Annotated in this window: 16 protein-coding genes; 14 read left to right on the top strand and 2 right to left on the bottom strand. The window is 65.8% G+C overall.

Features of this window, described 5'->3' with window-relative positions; all coding sequences use genetic code 11:
- Positions 1 to 11: 11 nt before the first annotated feature.
- From M9952_00690 to M9952_00625, 14 genes are all read left to right on the top strand, one after another.
- Entirely contained in the window at positions 12 to 1562 is a 1551-nt protein-coding gene (locus tag M9952_00690) for a penicillin-binding protein 2 (protein MCO5311449.1), read from the top strand.
- Positions 1563 to 1641: 79 nt separating this feature from the next.
- On the top strand, positions 1642 to 3669 hold the full coding sequence (pknB, locus tag M9952_00685) for a Stk1 family PASTA domain-containing Ser/Thr kinase (GenBank protein MCO5311448.1): 2028 nt from the start codon (positions 1642 to 1644) through the stop codon (positions 3667 to 3669).
- A gap of 83 nt (positions 3670 to 3752) precedes the next feature.
- On the top strand, positions 3753 to 4826 hold the full coding sequence (locus M9952_00680; protein ID MCO5311447.1) for a PASTA domain-containing protein: 1074 nt from the start codon (positions 3753 to 3755) through the stop codon (positions 4824 to 4826).
- Positions 4823 to 5824, top strand: a complete 1002-nt coding sequence (locus M9952_00675) for a PASTA domain-containing protein (protein ID MCO5311446.1) — start codon at positions 4823 to 4825, stop codon at positions 5822 to 5824. Before M9952_00680 ends, M9952_00675 begins: the two co-directional genes overlap by 4 nt.
- A 45-nt stretch (positions 5825 to 5869) precedes the next feature.
- On the top strand, positions 5870 to 6436 hold the full coding sequence (locus M9952_00670; GenBank protein ID MCO5311445.1) for a hypothetical protein: 567 nt from the start codon (positions 5870 to 5872) through the stop codon (positions 6434 to 6436).
- A gap of 205 nt (positions 6437 to 6641) precedes the next feature.
- Positions 6642 to 7580 (top strand): sigma-70 family RNA polymerase sigma factor, encoded by a 939-nt coding sequence (locus M9952_00665; GenBank protein MCO5311444.1) that lies wholly within the window; start codon positions 6642 to 6644, stop codon positions 7578 to 7580.
- A 164-nt stretch (positions 7581 to 7744) separates the two neighbouring features.
- On the top strand, positions 7745 to 8410 hold the full coding sequence (locus M9952_00660) for a hypothetical protein (protein ID MCO5311443.1): 666 nt from the start codon (positions 7745 to 7747) through the stop codon (positions 8408 to 8410).
- Entirely contained in the window at positions 8407 to 9480 is a 1074-nt protein-coding gene (gene tadA, locus M9952_00655) for a Flp pilus assembly complex ATPase component TadA (protein ID MCO5311442.1), read from the top strand. The genes M9952_00660 and tadA overlap by 4 nt, the downstream gene beginning before the upstream one ends.
- On the top strand, positions 9477 to 10226 hold the full coding sequence (locus tag M9952_00650; protein MCO5311441.1) for a type II secretion system F family protein: 750 nt from the start codon (positions 9477 to 9479) through the stop codon (positions 10224 to 10226). The genes tadA and M9952_00650 overlap by 4 nt, the downstream gene beginning before the upstream one ends.
- The gene (locus tag M9952_00645; protein MCO5311440.1) at positions 10223 to 10921 is read left to right on the top strand and encodes a hypothetical protein; all 699 of its coding nucleotides are present in this window, start codon (positions 10223 to 10225) and stop codon (positions 10919 to 10921) included. The genes M9952_00650 and M9952_00645 overlap by 4 nt, the downstream gene beginning before the upstream one ends.
- 64 nt (positions 10922 to 10985) lie before the next feature.
- Positions 10986 to 11219: a hypothetical protein gene (locus tag M9952_00640; protein MCO5311439.1), complete on the top strand. Its 234-nt coding sequence runs from the start codon at positions 10986 to 10988 to the stop codon at positions 11217 to 11219.
- Positions 11220 to 11256: 37 nt separating this feature from the next.
- Entirely contained in the window at positions 11257 to 11625 is a 369-nt protein-coding gene (locus M9952_00635; GenBank protein ID MCO5311438.1) for a pilus assembly protein, read from the top strand.
- A 74-nt stretch (positions 11626 to 11699) separates the two neighbouring features.
- Entirely contained in the window at positions 11700 to 12047 is a 348-nt protein-coding gene (locus M9952_00630; protein ID MCO5311437.1) for an STAS domain-containing protein, read from the top strand.
- Positions 12044 to 12502, top strand: coding sequence for an ATP-binding protein (locus M9952_00625; protein MCO5311436.1), 459 nt, complete (start codon positions 12044 to 12046; stop codon positions 12500 to 12502). The genes M9952_00630 and M9952_00625 overlap by 4 nt, the downstream gene beginning before the upstream one ends.
- Here the strand turns inward: M9952_00625 and M9952_00620 are convergent.
- On the bottom strand, positions 12451 to 14829 hold the full coding sequence (locus tag M9952_00620) for an HAD-IC family P-type ATPase (protein ID MCO5311435.1): 2379 nt from the start codon (positions 14827 to 14829) through the stop codon (positions 12451 to 12453). The two genes, M9952_00625 and M9952_00620, sit on opposite strands and share 52 nt — an antisense overlap.
- A gap of 3 nt (positions 14830 to 14832) precedes the next feature.
- Positions 14833 to 16038 carry an acyl-CoA dehydrogenase family protein gene (locus M9952_00615; GenBank protein MCO5311434.1) on the bottom strand — a complete coding sequence of 402 codons (1206 nt, stop codon included), beginning with the start codon at positions 16036 to 16038 and terminating at the stop codon, positions 14833 to 14835.
- Positions 16039 to 16103 lie beyond the last annotated feature (65 nt).

Genomic DNA, 16103 nt, shown 5'->3' with positions numbered 1-16103 from the left:
GGACCTCGACGATGAATCGCCAGATCGTCAAGCTCGTCGCCGGGCTGATGGTCTGTTATGTGGCGTTGTTCGCCCGCCTCAACCAGATCCAGGTCTTCGACGCGAAGAAGCTCAACAAGCGTGAGGACAACACCCGCGAGATGATCCGCGACTTCGACCGGCCCCGCGGCGACATCGTGCTGGCGGACGGAACGGTGGTCGCGCACTCGGTCGAGACCGACGGCAAGTTTCTCTACCAGCGCACCTACCCCTTCGACGACCTGTACGCACACGTGGTCGGCTCGTATTCGCTGATGTTCGGAAGCGACGGGGTTGAACGCCGCTACACCGACGAACTGTCGGGAAACACGACCGACTTTCGTGTCGGTGGCTTTCTCGATCCGTTCAACGAGACACCCAACGTCGGAACCGTCGAGCTCAGTCTGGTGGCCTCGGTGCAGGAGGCCGCGCGTGCCGCGCTCGGTACTCGTAACGGTTCGGTCGTCGCGATCAACCCTCAGACGGGCGCTGTGCTCGCCATGTGGTCGTATCCGACCTACAACCCGAACCTCACGGCGACCAACGATGCCGAGGCGGCCAAGGCCTTCAAAGAAGCCCTTGATGCGGCTCCCGGCAAACCGCTGTTGGCCCGGACGTTTCGGGAACGGTTCTTCCCGGGTTCGACCTTCAAGATCGTCACCGCCGCCGGAGCCCTCGACGCCGCCAAGATCACCGAGACCTCTCCGGACTTTCCCGTCACGACCAGCTACACGCCTCCACTCACCTCCCGGCCGATCAGCAACTTCGGAGGATCGAGCTGCGGTGGATCGCTGCTGGAGATTCTCGAGGTGTCCTGCAACGCGCCATTCGCTCGAATCGGTGCCGAACTCATGGGGCCCCAACCGCTGATCGCCGCCGCGGAATCCTTCGGTTTTAACGAGGCTGCGCCCATCGATCTGCCCGGCACGGCTCGCTCGGTTTTCCCCACCGATTTCGGAGCGCGCATCGGGTCGGGCGCTCAGCCGGGAGCGGCCGACCTGTACGAAAAGACGCCGCAGTTGGCGCAGTCGGCAATCGGCCAATACGAGGTGGCCGCCACCCCGCTCCAGATGGCCCTTGTCGCGGCCTCGGTGGCCAACGATGGTCGGGTGATGACTCCGCATGTGATGAATCGGATCCTCGATCGCACCGGCGCGACGGTCGAGACCTGGGAGCCGTCGGTGTGGAAGGAATCGATGACGCCCGCCACGGCGGAGATCCTGCGCCGTGCGATGCAGGGTGTGGTCGCCCAAGGTACGGCGACCGCTATGAATATTCCCGGTGCGGTCGTCGGCGGAAAGACCGGTACGGCACAGCTTGGCACCACACCCGCGAAGTCGCATGCGTGGGTGATCGGCTATGCAGGGCCGCCGAACCAGGCGCCGTCCGTTGCGGTCGCCGTGTTGGTCGAGGGCCAGCCGGGCGCCAGCGAGCAAACCGGCGGCAAGGTGGCTGCTCCGATCGCCAAGGCCGTCATGGAGGCGGCACTCGGTGCGCAGGCCGGCACCACCCCGAACCCCCCGATCGGCGAGGGGGGAGACTGATGACCCCGACCACCGATCCGTCGCGGCGCTGTGGCGGTGCCGCGTTCACCAGAAGTTCGCTCACTAACCTGAGGCTCCCATGACTGAATCCGATCCCACGGCGAATCCCGCACCGGTCGTTCTCGGCGGTCGATACGAAGTACACCGCCGTCTCGCCCGAGGCGGAATGGCGGAGGTCTTTTTGGCGCGCGACCAGGCGCTCGATCGGCCCGTCGCCGTCAAGATCCTGTTTCCGGAATACGCCACCGACCCGGCATTCGTCGAACGCTTCCGGCGCGAGGCCCAGGCCGCGGCCAACCTGTCGCACCCCAACATCGTGGGTGTCTACGACTGGGGCGCGGAGTCGGGCACGTACTACATCGTGATGGAGTACGTGGAGGGACAATCCCTCGCCGAGGTGATCCGCTCGAACGGCCCGCTGCAGCCGCGCCGCGCCGTGGAGATCGCGTTCGAGGTGGCGGGCGCGCTCGGGGCCGCGCATTCGCGGGGAGTGGTCCACCGCGACGTGAAGCCCGGAAATGTGCTGCTGTCGACGAGCGGTGCAGCGAAGGTCACCGACTTCGGGATCGCCCGTGCGCTGTCGTCTCCGACCGACGACCTCACCCAGGCGGGGTCGGTGATGGGCACCGCGACGTACTTCTCGCCGGAGCAGGCGCAGGGCTTCGCCGTGGACGAGCGAAGCGACCTGTATTCGCTTGGTGTCGTGCTGTACGAGATGTTGTGTGGTCGACCGCCGTTTGTCGGTGATTCACCGGTAGCGATCGCCTACAAGCACGTCCAGGAGTGGCCGCCGCGCCCCAGTCAATTCGTGAGTGGTGTTCCCGCCGGTCTCGAGTCGGTAATCCTGAAGTTGCTCGCGAAGAAGCCCGAACAGCGGTACCGCTCGGCTGAGGACGTCCGCGCCGACTTGCGCCGGTTCCTCGACGGGCAGATCACGGTGGCCGAACAGGAATTTGCCGGCCCGGCCGTGGCAGCGGCCGCTGGCGCGGCGGCCGGGCTGGCCGCTGGGACGACCCCGAACGCCGGTGAGGCGACCGTGGTCGGCCAGCCTCCGGTGGTAGATCTCCGCGACGGTTCCCACGAGCCGGTCCCCCAGGACCAGGAGTGGTATCCCGACGAGGAGCCCGAAGACACTGGCACGAAGAACAAGGCGTTCATCGCGTCGGTCGTGGTGTTGTTGTTGGTGCTCGGTGGGCTCATCACCTGGGTCGTGTGGTCCTCGCGATCCGACGTGGAGGAAGTCGCGGTTCCGAATGTCGCGACCAGGACCGAACAGGAAGCGGTCGAGCTGTTGAAAGCGGCGGGGTTCAACCCGGTCATTCAACGCGAAGCCTCAAACGACGTTCTCGAAGACATCGTCATTCGCACCGACCCCGCTGGCGAAACGATGGCGGAGAAGGGTTCGGACGTCACCTTGTTCGTGAGTAGCGGACCCGATGGCATCGAGGTGCCCAAGATCATCGGGCTGCCGGTGGCGGAGGCGCAGGCGGCATTGACGGCGGCGGAGTTGAAATCCAACGTCACCGACGTCGCGAACGATGCCGCCGTCGGAACCGTGGTGGCAGCGACTCCGACCGAAGGCGAACTTGTGCAGCCGGGAGCGTTGATCGAATTGCAGGTCAGCGCCGGTCCCGCCCCCGTCGACATCCCCGACGTTTCGAACCGGACCGTCAACGAGGCGCGTCGGGCGCTCAGCGATGCCGGGTTCGTCGTCGGCACCACGACCACCGAGCCATCCAACGACGTCGCCAAGGACCGGGTGATTCGCACCGACCCTGCTGGGCAGGCCGCCAAGAACGCCACGATCAACCTCGTGGTTTCCGAGGGGCGGGCACCTGTGAAGGTCCCCGATGTGGTCGGTTCGCTCGAGGCCGACGCCCGCGCTGAAATCACTGCACTCGGGTTGCGAGTGTCGTCGAGGACGCGGCAACTTCCTGCTGGTGACGCGAACAATGGGCGTGTCGTTGAGGTGTCGCCGAGCGAAGGAACCGATGTCGGCGCCGACAGCACCGTGACGATCACGATCGGCGTCGCCAGCGCGGCGGCGACCACGACCACGAGTTCCACCCCGGCGACGACCTCGACCACGGTGGCCGGGTCTCCGTGATCGAGGGGAGCGGTTCGCGGCGTCGCCGCGACCCGCGGCCCGACTGTTCGTGGGTGTGACGACCGAGCTGGTGAAGCGAATTGATGAACCGAACGTCGAATGATCTCCCGGGCCGGACCGGAACGGTCGCGGTCGTCGGGGCGCTCGCATTCGCGTTGTTGAGCACCGTGTTGTTCACGTTTTCTCCGAGCTTGAATCCATTCGATCTGCTGGCGGGTCGGTTTCTCGAAGTCGCCGTGCCCGACGTGCGAGGCCTCACCCAACAAAAGGCGTTGGTGCAACTCACCCGTGATCGACTCGCAGGTGAGGTGGAGTTCGCGTACGACGCGGAGGTCCCGGTCGGCAGTGTGGCTCGTCAGGAGCCGGCGCCCTCCGAGACCGTCAAACGGGGCGGAATCGTGGTTCTCACCGTGAGTCGCGGGCCGGCGTTTGTTCCGGTGCCGGACATCATCGGAGCGAAGCGAGGCGATGCGGTGACGCAACTCAAGAGCCTTGATCTCAAGGTGGTCGAGGTGGAGCAGCTGAGTGAGGAGATCGACGCCGATCGGACGATTTCGGTGGTACCGAGTGTCGGGACGATCGTGCAGAGCGGCCAGAAAGTGACACTGACGGTGTCGACGGGTCCGGAGATTCGTGCGGTGCCCGCAGTTCCCGGCATGACCCTCAATGGTGCGGCGTTCCTCTTGGGGCGCGCCGGGCTTGCGATCGGAACCGTGACCTATCAGGACAGTCTTGATGTTCGTTCGGGGGCGGTCATCGCAACCGACCCGGCGGTCGGTGTGGAACTCGAACGGGATGCGCCGGTCAGTCTCGTGGTTTCGAGCGGCAAACCGGCGGGTCCGGTGCCGAGCGTGCTGGGCCGCGCCCAGGCCGACGCGGTCAAGACGCTGACCGCGGCTGGGTTCGTCGTCGGTGAAGTGAGCGAACTCGTCCCGTTCGGCGATCCAGGTACCGGCACCGTCAGTAGTCAGGTGCCGGCTTCGGGCACGGTGTTGCGCCCGGGGGAGGTGGTGACGATCACGGTGAAGCGAGCGCTACCGCCTCCGACGACGGTGCCGCTGACCACGGTGCCGCCGACCACCCAACCTCCGACGACCACGACCACGACCACGACCATTCCCGTCGCACCCGTCGAAACGATTCCGGGGGGCCCATGAACTCTCACGTGACGGTACGCGAAGTTGAGCCCCGTTCGGCCGTCGGCCGGCCTGAGATCGTCGATGAGCGCCGTACGCGACTGCGGTTTGCCGCGGTATTGGCAGCGGTCGTCGCGGCGATGGCCCTGGCGCTGTGGGGATTCACCGACTCCCTGGTCGGCGCTGAGGACGTCCAGCTCCCACGGCTCGCCGTGCCGTCGGTCGAAGCGCTTTCGTTGGCTGATGCAACGGCCAGACTCGAAGACACCGGCTTCACAGTGACGGTGTTGTATCAGCCCAACGAGGACAAGCCCAAAGGCGAGGTCATCGGCCAACGCCCGACCGCCGGGTACAAAGCGGATCAGGGGGACCTCATCACCATCTTGGTGAGCGACGGACCACTCGGTTGGACGGTTCCGTCCATCGTCGGGCTTCAGGTCGAAGATGCGTTGATCTCGCTCGGCGGAGTCGAGGTCGCGTTGGAAATCAACGACGTGCATGACGAGACGATCCCCGACGGTGAGGTCATCGAGTCGATGCCGTCAGAGGGCTCGCGGGTCGGACCCACCACGAAACTCCGCCTCACCGTGTCGGCCGGACCCGCGCCGCGAATCGTGCCCGAGATCGTCAATCAGCCGATCGAACAGGGGCTGGTGGCGATCGGACGAGCCGGGTTGATGGTTGGAAAAATCACCGAGGTCGCACGTCCTGAACTCGCCCCGGGAACGATCGTCGAGTTGGGTGTAGCTCCGGGCACCGGGCTGGCGCGCGACACCCCGGTGGATATCACGGTGTCGGTAGCTCAGGACATGCGACCGGTGCCGTACCTCACGGGGCTGTTGCGCAGCTCCGCCGAGGAGATGATTCGCGACGCGGGACTCGTTGCGCAGGTCGTCACGAGCGAGGTTCCGCCGGGGAGTTCACTGGCTGGACGTGTCACGGTCCAAGGAACCGCGCCCGCCGTTCGTCTTCCCCGAGGCTCGGTCGTGTCGATCACCGTCGGGGTAGCGGCGCCGTAGAGGCCCGGCACTAGTGTGGGCAGCGCGACGGGTGAAGGAGACACGTTGAAGATCGAGTCGTCTGGCGGATTCACGATCGCCGAGTCGGCGGTCGCGTTGGGTTCGTTGCGCTATTGGGAACTCGAGTTGCATCGCCTGCTTGGATCCGCGGTGCCACATATCGAGAATCACGAGTTGAAACTGCTGTGCGCGGATCTGTCCGAACACCACGCGTGGCATGGCGAGATGCTTGCGGAACGCATGCCGACCGTGCGCGATCTGTCGCCGGCAGCCCAAACGGTCGGGACGCGAGCAGCGGTCGCGGTGGTGGAAGCGCTCGACGATGCCGATGACATCTCGCGGGCAGCATGGTTCGGTGCGTACGCCCGATGGGTGCTGCCGCAACTGCTGGGGTCCTATGTCGCGTATCGGGCCGGGCGGTCGCCGGTGGCGGACGCTGCGGTCATTCGCACGGTGGGGTTTGTCATCGACGACCTCAGCGCCGATCTGGCGACCGCCTCGATGGTGGCGTCGTCGGCGACGCAGGATTCCGACGACCTCCGCGCGGGTGAAGGTCTGGTCACGAGGTTGAATGCGCATCGCCTCGAGTTCGGACCGCTGACGGCGACCTGAGCCGATCATCGGCCCCTCAAGGAATGTTCGGCGGTTGTCGAAGGTTCTTCTTGTTCATCGGAACGACTCGTTGGATGTCGAATGGTTCGGCGTCGATTCGGGTGCGCCGGATTCGGGCCGCCACTTGACGCGGTTCGTATCGTGAAAGTGCGTTTCGTTCCACCGCTCCGACACGGGGCGGACGAGTGGAAGGAAGGGACTCACCGTGGCGAAGGACCGTATCGATCGCGACGAAGAAGACCTGGTGCGGCTGTATCTGACCGATATCGGTCAGTATCCGTTGCTCACGAAAGATGACGAGGTTCGCCTGGCCAAGGCGATCGAACAGGGGACGGCGGCGGCCGCCGAACTCGAAGACCCAACCGTCAAGGTGACCGCCGCGAAGCGCCGGGAGTTACGGCGCGCCGTGCGTTCCGGCCAGGAGGCCGAACGGGCCTTCGTCCAGTCCAACCTGCGATTGGTGGTGTCGATCGCCAAGAAGTATCAGGCGTCGGGTTTGCCGCTGTTGGACCTCATTCAGGAAGGCAATCTCGGGCTGATGCACGCGGTCGAGAAATTCGACTGGCGCAAGGGGTTCAAGTTCTCGACCTATGCCACGTGGTGGATTCGCCAGGCGATCACTCGAGGCATCGCCAATACGGGGCGGACGATTCGCCTTCCCGTGCACGCGGGCGACACGCTGACCCGCGTACAGAAGGCACGAGCACGCCTCGAACTGAAATACGGCCGACCCGCAACCCTGGCGGAGTTGGCAGCTGAGGTCGAGCTGCCCGAGGACAAGGTGACCGAGGCACTGCGATTCGCCTCGGAACCGTTGTCGTTGTCGGAGCCGTTGCGCGAAGACGGCGATGCGGAACTCGGCGATGTGGTCGAGGACCGCGGGGCGACCTCGCCGTTCGACGCGGCGGCGACCTCGATGCTGCCCGAGGAGGTCTCGCGTTTGTTGTCTCCGCTCGACGATCGCGAACGCGAGATTCTCAAGCTGCGCTACGGACTCGACCGCGGTGAGGCACGAACCCTCGAAGACGTCGGGGAGCATTTCAACCTCACCCGCGAGCGGATTCGCCAGATCGAGGCCCGTGCGATGTCGAAGCTTCGCCATCCGTCCTCGGATACCGGGGCGCGCGACCTGCTCGAGGTCTGATCGAGGTCGGGGCGCAGTGAGCGCGGCTCGGTCGGTGCAGCACGGCGCGGCCGCGGAGGCTGGGTAGGTTCACCCCCTTACGGTCTGGAATTCGCTCGATAGGTTCGAGGGCTCTTCCCCTCCGGTTCGTCACGGCGCGTGCGCCAATTCCGGAGTTCCTCGACATGTTGGTTCCCGTGTGGTCGGCGAAAGCCGGCGTGGGCTGTACCACCCTCTCACTCGCCCTTGCGGCTCGCGTCGCGCGTTTGGACGGCCGTTGCTTGTTGATCGACCTCGACGGCGATCTCCCTGCCGCGGCGGGGATTGCCGAGCCGATGGTCGGCGTCACGGATTGGCTCGCGAGCAGCTCGGGCTCGCCCGAGGCGCTGGAACGTCTGGCGACGCGGGTCTCCGATGTCGGAGTCGAGCTCGTGGGGATCGGGTCGTCGCACAAATGGGAGCGTTCCCGCGCCGACGACCTGATCGATGCACTCAGCTCGACTCAGACGTTCGTCGTTGTCGACGTCGGCTGTGTCGACTCGGTCCGGACCCCGATCGAACCGATACGTCGCAAGCTTGCGGCGCTGCCGACGAGCGTGTTTGTGACCAGGGCGTGCTACCTGGCGCTTCATCGGGCGGTTCAACTCGACCTGTCGATCGGGCGGGTGGCGCTCATCCGGGAGAACGGGCGATCCCTCGATCGACTCGACGTCTCGCGCCTGCTTGCGGCGTCGGAGGTCGTCGATGTCGATGTTCACCCGGCGGTCGCCCGCGCCATCGACTCCGGCTCGATGGTGCGTCGGGTCCCGCGGTTGTTGAATCGTCAACTCGCCGATCTGGTGGCGCCATGATCCCGCTCGACGACGCATGGGTGCGCGAATGTGTCGCGCAGTCGCCGGGGGAGGCGATCGACACCCAGCTTCTCAGGCTGGTTCGACAGCAGGCACCGCTCGCCACCGACGATGCGGTGCGCGGCGAGGTGGAGCGCCTTCGATCCACCCTCGAAGGTGTCGGTCCGCTTCTCGAGCTCCTCGCAGACCCCGACGTCTCCGACGTGTTGATCAACGGTCCCGGTCCGGCATGGGTGGAACGTTCGGGTCGTCTGGTTCCCACCTCGGTGTCGCTCACCTCGACCGACATCGACCGACTCCTGCAAGGGGTCTTTCACCGAACCGGACGAAGCCTCGATCGAAGTCACCCGATCGGCGATGCGCGCCTACGAGACGGGACGCGGATCTCGGCGGTGCTCAGCCCGCTCGCGGTGCATGGCCCGGTGGTGGCATTACGTCGCCGAGTGGAACGCGCCATCACGCTCGAGTCGTTCAGCGTCGCGACGATCACCACCGCCGTGGAAGAACTCGTAGCGGCGCGCCGCAACGTTTTGGTGTTCGGCGCTACCGGGGCCGGCAAGACGACATTGCTGGCGGAGATGGCGTCGCTGATCCCCCACTCGGAGCGGGTGTTCACCATCGAGGACGCCGCCGAGTTGTGCATCGATCATCCGCACGTGGTCGCGCTCGAGTGTCGACCGGCGAACTCCGAAGGGCGCGGGGCGGTCACGTTGCGCGATCTGGTGGCGGCGTCACTCCGATTGCGACCGGACCGCATCGTGTTGGGCGAGGTGCGTGGTGCCGAGGCCCTCGACATGGTGTGGGCGCTGGCGTCGGGCCATCGAGGATCGCTGGCGACCTGTCACGCAGCATCGGCCGCCGGCGCACTTCAACGCCTCGAAACCTTCGTGGCCATGGGCGATGCCGGCCTGCCACATCACGTCATTCGGGCACAGGTGCGCTCGGCGTTCGACTTCCTGATCGGCGTTGAACGGCACGGAGAGAACCGGCGCATCTCCTCGCTGCATCGGGTCGTCGATGACCACTCCGACGCTGCCGGCGTCGAGGCGATCTGGCAGGTCGACCGATGATGGAACACCTCCGAGGTCCAGCACTGCTCATCACCGTGTCGGTCCTCGTGATCGCAGTACGAGATGCGCTTCGCGCCCAGCGCCGACCTCGTCGCCAACCCGTGGCCGCGGGCCTACCTCATGAACTGCACCCCGGCTCGCTGGCGGGGCTACCGTCGGTCTCTCCCCGCCGCGTCGCAACGCGGTCGGCGGGGCTCCGATGGTTGCCAGGCGCGGGTCGTCGTCGACGTCGAGCGGAACTGGCGGCATTGATCGATGTGTGCGAACAGTTGGCGATCGCCTTGGCCGCCGAGGGGACGCTGCGTGCCGCACTGATGGCGGTCCCGTCGCCGACCTGCGCGAGGCTGCGTCACGGCCTCGAGTCGGGGCGCACGGTCGGCGACGCGGTTCAGCACTGGGTCGATGAGGCACCACGAGAGCGGCGAATGGTGGCAGCCGTACTCGAAGCGGTCGCCGACGGCGGGGCAGACGGCGTTCGGGCCCTGGATCGGTGCGCGTCGGTGTTGAGGTCGCGAACCGAACTCGACGACGAGTTGGTGTCGGCAAGTGCCCAGGCGAGGATGTCGGCACTGATGATGACCTTGCTTCCCGTCGCGGGAGTCGCGGCGCTCGGAGCCATTGAACCGGGAACCCTTGCGTTCTTGTTCACCACCTCAACCGGGGTCGTGCTCGCTGCCGGGGCAACCGCCTGGAACGCATGCGGTTGGCTCTGGATGCGTTCGATGATCGCTGGAGCGGGACGATGACGCACCTTGGCGCGCTCGGGGCCGCGTCGGTGGTGACGCTCGCGTGGGTACTGGTCGTCGTCGAGGGTGTCCGGCGAGTGCGGGTGCGGCGGCAGTCGACGGTCGAGCGGCTTTCGCCGTTGCCGGTGGCGTCAGGCCGAGAACCGGCGCATGCAGGGTCGCGAGTGCGCCGTGTGCTTGTCGAACGGCCAGCGCGGTCGGTGGTGAGCGATATCGGGCCGCGCCTGCGCACTAGCGCTCGTCGCCGGCGCCGTGAACTCGAGGAGCTCGACGCGCTCAGTGAGTGGATCGACCTCGTCGCGTTGTCGTGTGCCGCAGGGTCGACGGTGGCAACCGCGGTGGAACGGGCGACCACCGCCATGTCGTGGGCGGCGCCGCTTGGTCGCGAGCTGCGCCGACAACCCAGCATCGATCGCGCGCTCGATGTGTGGGGGGCCGAGGGGGGCGATGATCGACGGGCGCTGTCGGCCCTGATCAACGTGAGCCTGGTGAGTGGATCAGCGCTGAGCGAGCGGTTGTCCAATCGGAGCGACTCGCTGCGATCCCGGCGTCGTCACGAGGCGCTGGCCGCTGCTCGGCGCCTTCCGGTGCGCCTCTTGGTGCCGCTCGTCGTCTGTGCCTTGCCGTCGTTTGTGGCGCTGAGCGTGGTGCCGTTGCTCGTGGTGAGCCTTCAGTCGCTGTCCTGGGAGCCGTGAACGGCCACCGGGTAGCGCAATCGCAGCCCTCGCTGCCGTCGTCCTGCACATTCGGGAGTCAGTTATGTTGAATCAACCTCATTGTTCGGCGTCGTGGTCGCGTCGTCTCCGGTGCGTCGCGTGGCGCGCCGCGACCGACCAACGGGGCCAAAGCACCGTCGAGTACGCGCTGATACTCGTCGCGGTGACGGTGATGGTGGGTGTGGTGATCGCCTATCTCGCGGGCGACGGTGGCGGCACGATCACCGCGTTGTTCTCCGCCGCCTTCGCGAGGATGCGAAATCTCGTGGGCGGATGAGCGGTCGGTTGTCGTGCCTCATCGGAGGCGGCGCATCGTGACGCGTGCACGGCGCGGCCAGCGTGGTCAGGCAACGGTCGAGATGGCGCTGGTCCTTCCGGTGCTGATTCTGGGAATCCTGATCGTGTTGCAGATCCTGCTCGTCGCTCGTGATGCGGCGTCGTTGACCGCCGCCACCCGAGCGGCTGCGAGAGCGGCGATGGTCGACGACGACCCGGTCGAGGCGGCGCTTCATGAGCGCCACCTCGACCGATCACGCCTGCGGGTCGAGGTGAGCGGCACTGCCGCGGCCGGTGAGTTGATCACCGTTTCCGCGACGTACCGGTCTCCCACCGGTTTGGCGGTCGTGGGTCGATTCGTCGGGGATGTCACGTTGACCGAGCGATTCACGGTCAGGAAGGAGTGATTCGCCGGAGTTATTTATGTAAATGCTGTGTTTGGTGTAGCAAAAGACAGCGACGTCGTGGGTAGCCTGGAAGCGTGCACTTTCGGGTCCGAAGCGTCGATCGCGGACGATGGACCTCGGTGTTGGTCACCGGGGATGTCGATCTCGCCGCACTGCCGCTGTACCGACGCGAACTTCACGATGCGGTCGCCGGCGCCAAACCCCTCGAGATCGACCTCAGCGAATGCGACTTCATGGACTCCACGGGTCTGGGGGTCACCATCGGGGCGGTGCGACGGGTGTGGGATCGCGACGGCGAGGTCCGAATCGTCACCTCGCCACCGGTGCAGCGGCTGATGACGAGATGCCGCCTGGACGAAATCCTCCCGTTGACCGCCCCTTCGGTGCAGTCTGCGGACCCGGGGGAGGTTCTGGCGCCGTGACCGATGAGCAGTTCGTCGAGTTGATGATCCCAGCGGAGAGCAGCTTTGTCGCCACGGCGCGTCGCTTCATCACCGACGTTGCCGGCAAAGCCGATTGGATGGATCAGCAACACCTCGACGATCTGCGGCTGATGGCTTCAGAGGCGGTGACCAATGCGCTGCGTGCCCAACGTCGCGCGGAGGTCGGCGACAAGATCTGCGTCCGGTGCATGTTGTTTTCCGATCGCTTCGAGTTCAGCGTCGCCGACAGCGCTGGTGGGTTCGAACGCCCGGCCCACCTCGACATCCACACCGACCCGGAACTTTCTCGCGAGGGCGGGTTCGGGTTGCCGTTGATCGAGGCGCTAGCGGACGAGGCGCATTTCGTGAACACCGACGGGGGCACGACGGTGCGCCTCGTGGTTTACCGACCTGGGTGTTCGAGCACGCGGGAATCGACATCCACAACTCGGTGAACGATGGACATGGCCAAACCCGTCAGGCCAACGATCGCCAGACAGATCCACACCGATTCTGCCGCTGGCAGGGTGAGTTGAAAGTACTCCTTGCCGAGCGGAGTCGTGAACGCCGCCACGACGCCCAACCCCATCGTCGCGATCAACCCGAGCTTCCAGCCGCGAATCGGTCGTGCGTTTCTCACGAGAACCAACAGTGAGCATCCCGCAAGCGTGAGCGTCGCCGCGGTCTGTTGTTCCTCCAGGGTGGTGCCAGTTGTTGAACGCATGATGACGAACGCGGCCATCGTGGCGGCCGCGCAGAGGATTCCCATCGGTACGGAGTCCCAACCGACGCGGCGCAGGAAATTGCCCTGCACGCGAGCCGTGTTGGGTGCGAGGGCCAGAAAGAACGAGGGAATTCCGATGCAGAGTGAACTGATCAGCGTCAGGTGTCGAGGCAGGAACGGAAAGTCCATCGCGAAGATGCCGGTGACGAACGCGAAGATCACGGCGTAGGTGGTCTTGGTCAGGTACAACGAGGCGACTCGCTGAAGGTTGTTGATGACCCGACGGCCCTCGGCGACGACGGCGGGAAGGCCCGAGAACGACGAGTCCAACAAGACGACCTGAGCGACTGCACGAGTGGCCTCGGATCCCGAGGCCATCGCGATACCGCAGTCGGCATCTTTCAGAGCCAAGACGTCGTTCACCCCGTCGCCGGTCATCGCCACGATGTGGTCGCGGCGTTGCAACGCGGTGACCATGGCGCGTTTTTGGTGAGGTGTCACTCGACCGAACACCGTTCCGGCCTCGACGAGATCGGCGAACTCGTCGTCGGTTCCATCGGAATCCGGCAAAGTTCGGGCGTCGACGAGGTGGTTGTCGACCTCAAGCCCCGCTCGTTCAGCAACCGCACCCACCGTGGTCGGGTTGTCGCCGGAGATGACCTTGAGGGTGACGCCCTGATCGGCGAAATACCGCAGCGTCTCCGCGGCGTCGGGTCGGATCTTGTCGATGAGCGAAACCAGCGCGACCGCGACGATGTCACCGGGCAGGGCCCGGTCCGAGGACACGGGCGAGTCGGTGTGTGCCAGCAACAGAATCCGCAAACCGTTACCGGAGGCCGCCTCGATCTGCTCGCTGACCCCGGCGAGCTTTGCGTCGTCGAGGATCATCTCGGCCGCTCCGAGCACCCACCATCCCTGGCCCTCGAACCGGTTGGCACTCCATTTGCGCGCTGAGGAGAACGGTACGCCGTCGAGTCGTTCCCACCCCGAAGCCAACGGCTCGGAGAACCGTTCGATGAGCGCTTGTTGGGTGGCGTTCGGGTTCGGGTCGGAGTGAGCGATCGCCGTGAGCGCGAGGGATCCGAGTTCATCGTCGTGGCCGCCGAGCGCGGTGACGGAATCGACGACCATCGTCCCCTCAGTGATCGTGCCGGTTTTGTCGAGACACACGACGTCGACCCGCGCCAGGATCTCCACCGCCGGCAGTTCCTGCACCAGCGTGCGCCGGCGGGCGAGACGAACGACGCCGACGAAGAACGCCACCGAGGTCAACAACAACAGGCCTTCGGGCACCATGCCGACGAGACCGGCGACCATGGCGACGAGGGCGGCCCGGATGTCGTCGTTGCTGCGCATCTGCGACCACACCAAGCCGATCGCGGCCGGGATGAGGGCCCACGACACCCAGGTGACGATCTGTTCGATGGAGGCTCGCAGTTCGGAGTTGGCGAGGGTGAAGCGGCGCGCCTCCTCGGCGAGCCGCGCCGCGTAGGCGTCCTTGCCGACCTTGGTGACGCGTGCGTAGCCGGATCCGGTCACGACGAAGGATCCCGACAACAGTTCGTCGCCGGTCCCTTTGACGACGGCGTCGCTTTCGCCCGTCAGCATCGATTCATCGATTTCGAGGCCGTCGCAGTCCACGAGCACGCAGTCCGCCACGATCTGGCCGCCGGGCCGCAATTCGATGACGTCGTCGAGCACGATGTCGTTGACCGGGTGATCTCGCACCTCTCCGTCGCGTAGAAGGTGGGCGTGGGGCGCGTTGAGGAGCGCGAGCCGGTCGAGGGTTCGCTTGGCGCGGACCTCCTGGAAAATCCCGATGAAGATGTTCGCGACGATCACGCCGCTGAACATGGCGTCGATCGGTGATCCCGCAGCGATGACGATGGCTGCGAGCAGTGCGATCAGCGCGTTGAACCGGGTGAACACGTTGGCACGGATGATCTCGGGGATGGTTCGACTCGGGGCCGGGGGCACCTCGTTGACGAGTCCGGCGGCGATGCGTTCGCTGACCTCGGTTGAACTGAGTCCGGTGATGCGCTGCGACATAGCGTCCATGGGCTAGGAGTACTTACCGAGTTCGGTTCGTGCGACCTGTCGGCGGTGGACCTCGTCGGGGCCATCCGCCAGGCGCAGCGTGCGCAGGCCGGCATACATGGCCGCGAGCGGGAAGTCGCTGCTGACCCCGCCGCCACCGTGGGCCTGGATGGCCCGATCGACGACGCGCAGCGCGACGTTGGGTGCCACGACTTTGATAGAGGAGATCTCGATCGCCGCCCCGCGGTTGCCGACGGTGTCCATCAGCCACGCCGCCTTCAGCGTGAGGAGGCGCGCCTGTTCGATCTCCATGCGCGAATCGGCGATCCATTCGCGAATCACGCCCTGTTCGGCCAGCGGCCGGCCGAACGCGACCCGCTGGGTGACGCGTCGGCACATCAGTTCCAGGGCCCGTTCGGCGATACCGATGGCACGCATGCAATGGTGAATGCGCCCGGGGCCGAGGCGGGCCTGGGCCATCATGAACCCCGACCCTTCGGTGTGCAGCAGGTTGGTGGCCGGAACACGGACGTTGTCGAAGTGCACCTCGGCGTGCCCCTCACGGTCGGTGTAGCCGAAGACCTCCAGGTTGCGAACGACCGTGACGCCGCGGGTGTCGCGGGGCACCAGGATCATCGACTGCTGCAGATGCTTCGCTGCGGTGGGATCGGTCTTTCCCATCACGATGAACAGTGTGCAGCGGGGAGACATCGCACCCGAGGTCCACCACTTGTGGCCATTGAGCACGTAGGAGTCGCCGTCCCGGGTGATCGACAACTCGATGTTGGTGGCATCGGAACTGGCGACGTCGGGTTCGGTCATCGCGAAGGCCGAGCGGATTTCACCGTTGAGGAGGGGTTGCAACCACTCTTCTTTTTGGGCGTCGGTGCCGAACATGGTGAGCAGTTCCATGTTTCCGGTGTCGGGTGCGGAGCAGTTCAGCGCCTCGGGCGCAAGGTGCATCGACCGCCCGGTGATCTCTGCGAGCGGGGCGTAGTCGAGGTTGGACAGACCGTCGGTCCACTGGGTCTTGTGGGGAAGGAACAGGTTCCACAACCCGCGCGCCTTCGCTTCGGCCTTGAGGTCCTCGATGACCGGTGGGTGGTCGTGGGGATCGAGGTTCGCCATCTGGTCGTGGTAGGTCGCCTCGGCCGGGTAGACCTTGTCGTCCATGAACTCGAGCAGCCGTTCCTGCAGCGCGGTGGCGGTTGGGCTGAGCTGAAAATCCATGCCATCTCCTCACGACGTTGGAGCCACCGTAGCGGTCGCACCGGTTCGGATTTCGTACCCGTCCC

It is taken from the genome of Microthrixaceae bacterium, assembly GCA_023957975.1.
Taxonomy (GTDB): Bacteria; Actinomycetota; Acidimicrobiia; order Acidimicrobiales; family Microtrichaceae; genus JAMLGM01.
Note: the sequence above shows the minus strand (reverse complement) of the source record. Positions and strands in the feature narration are given on the sequence as shown.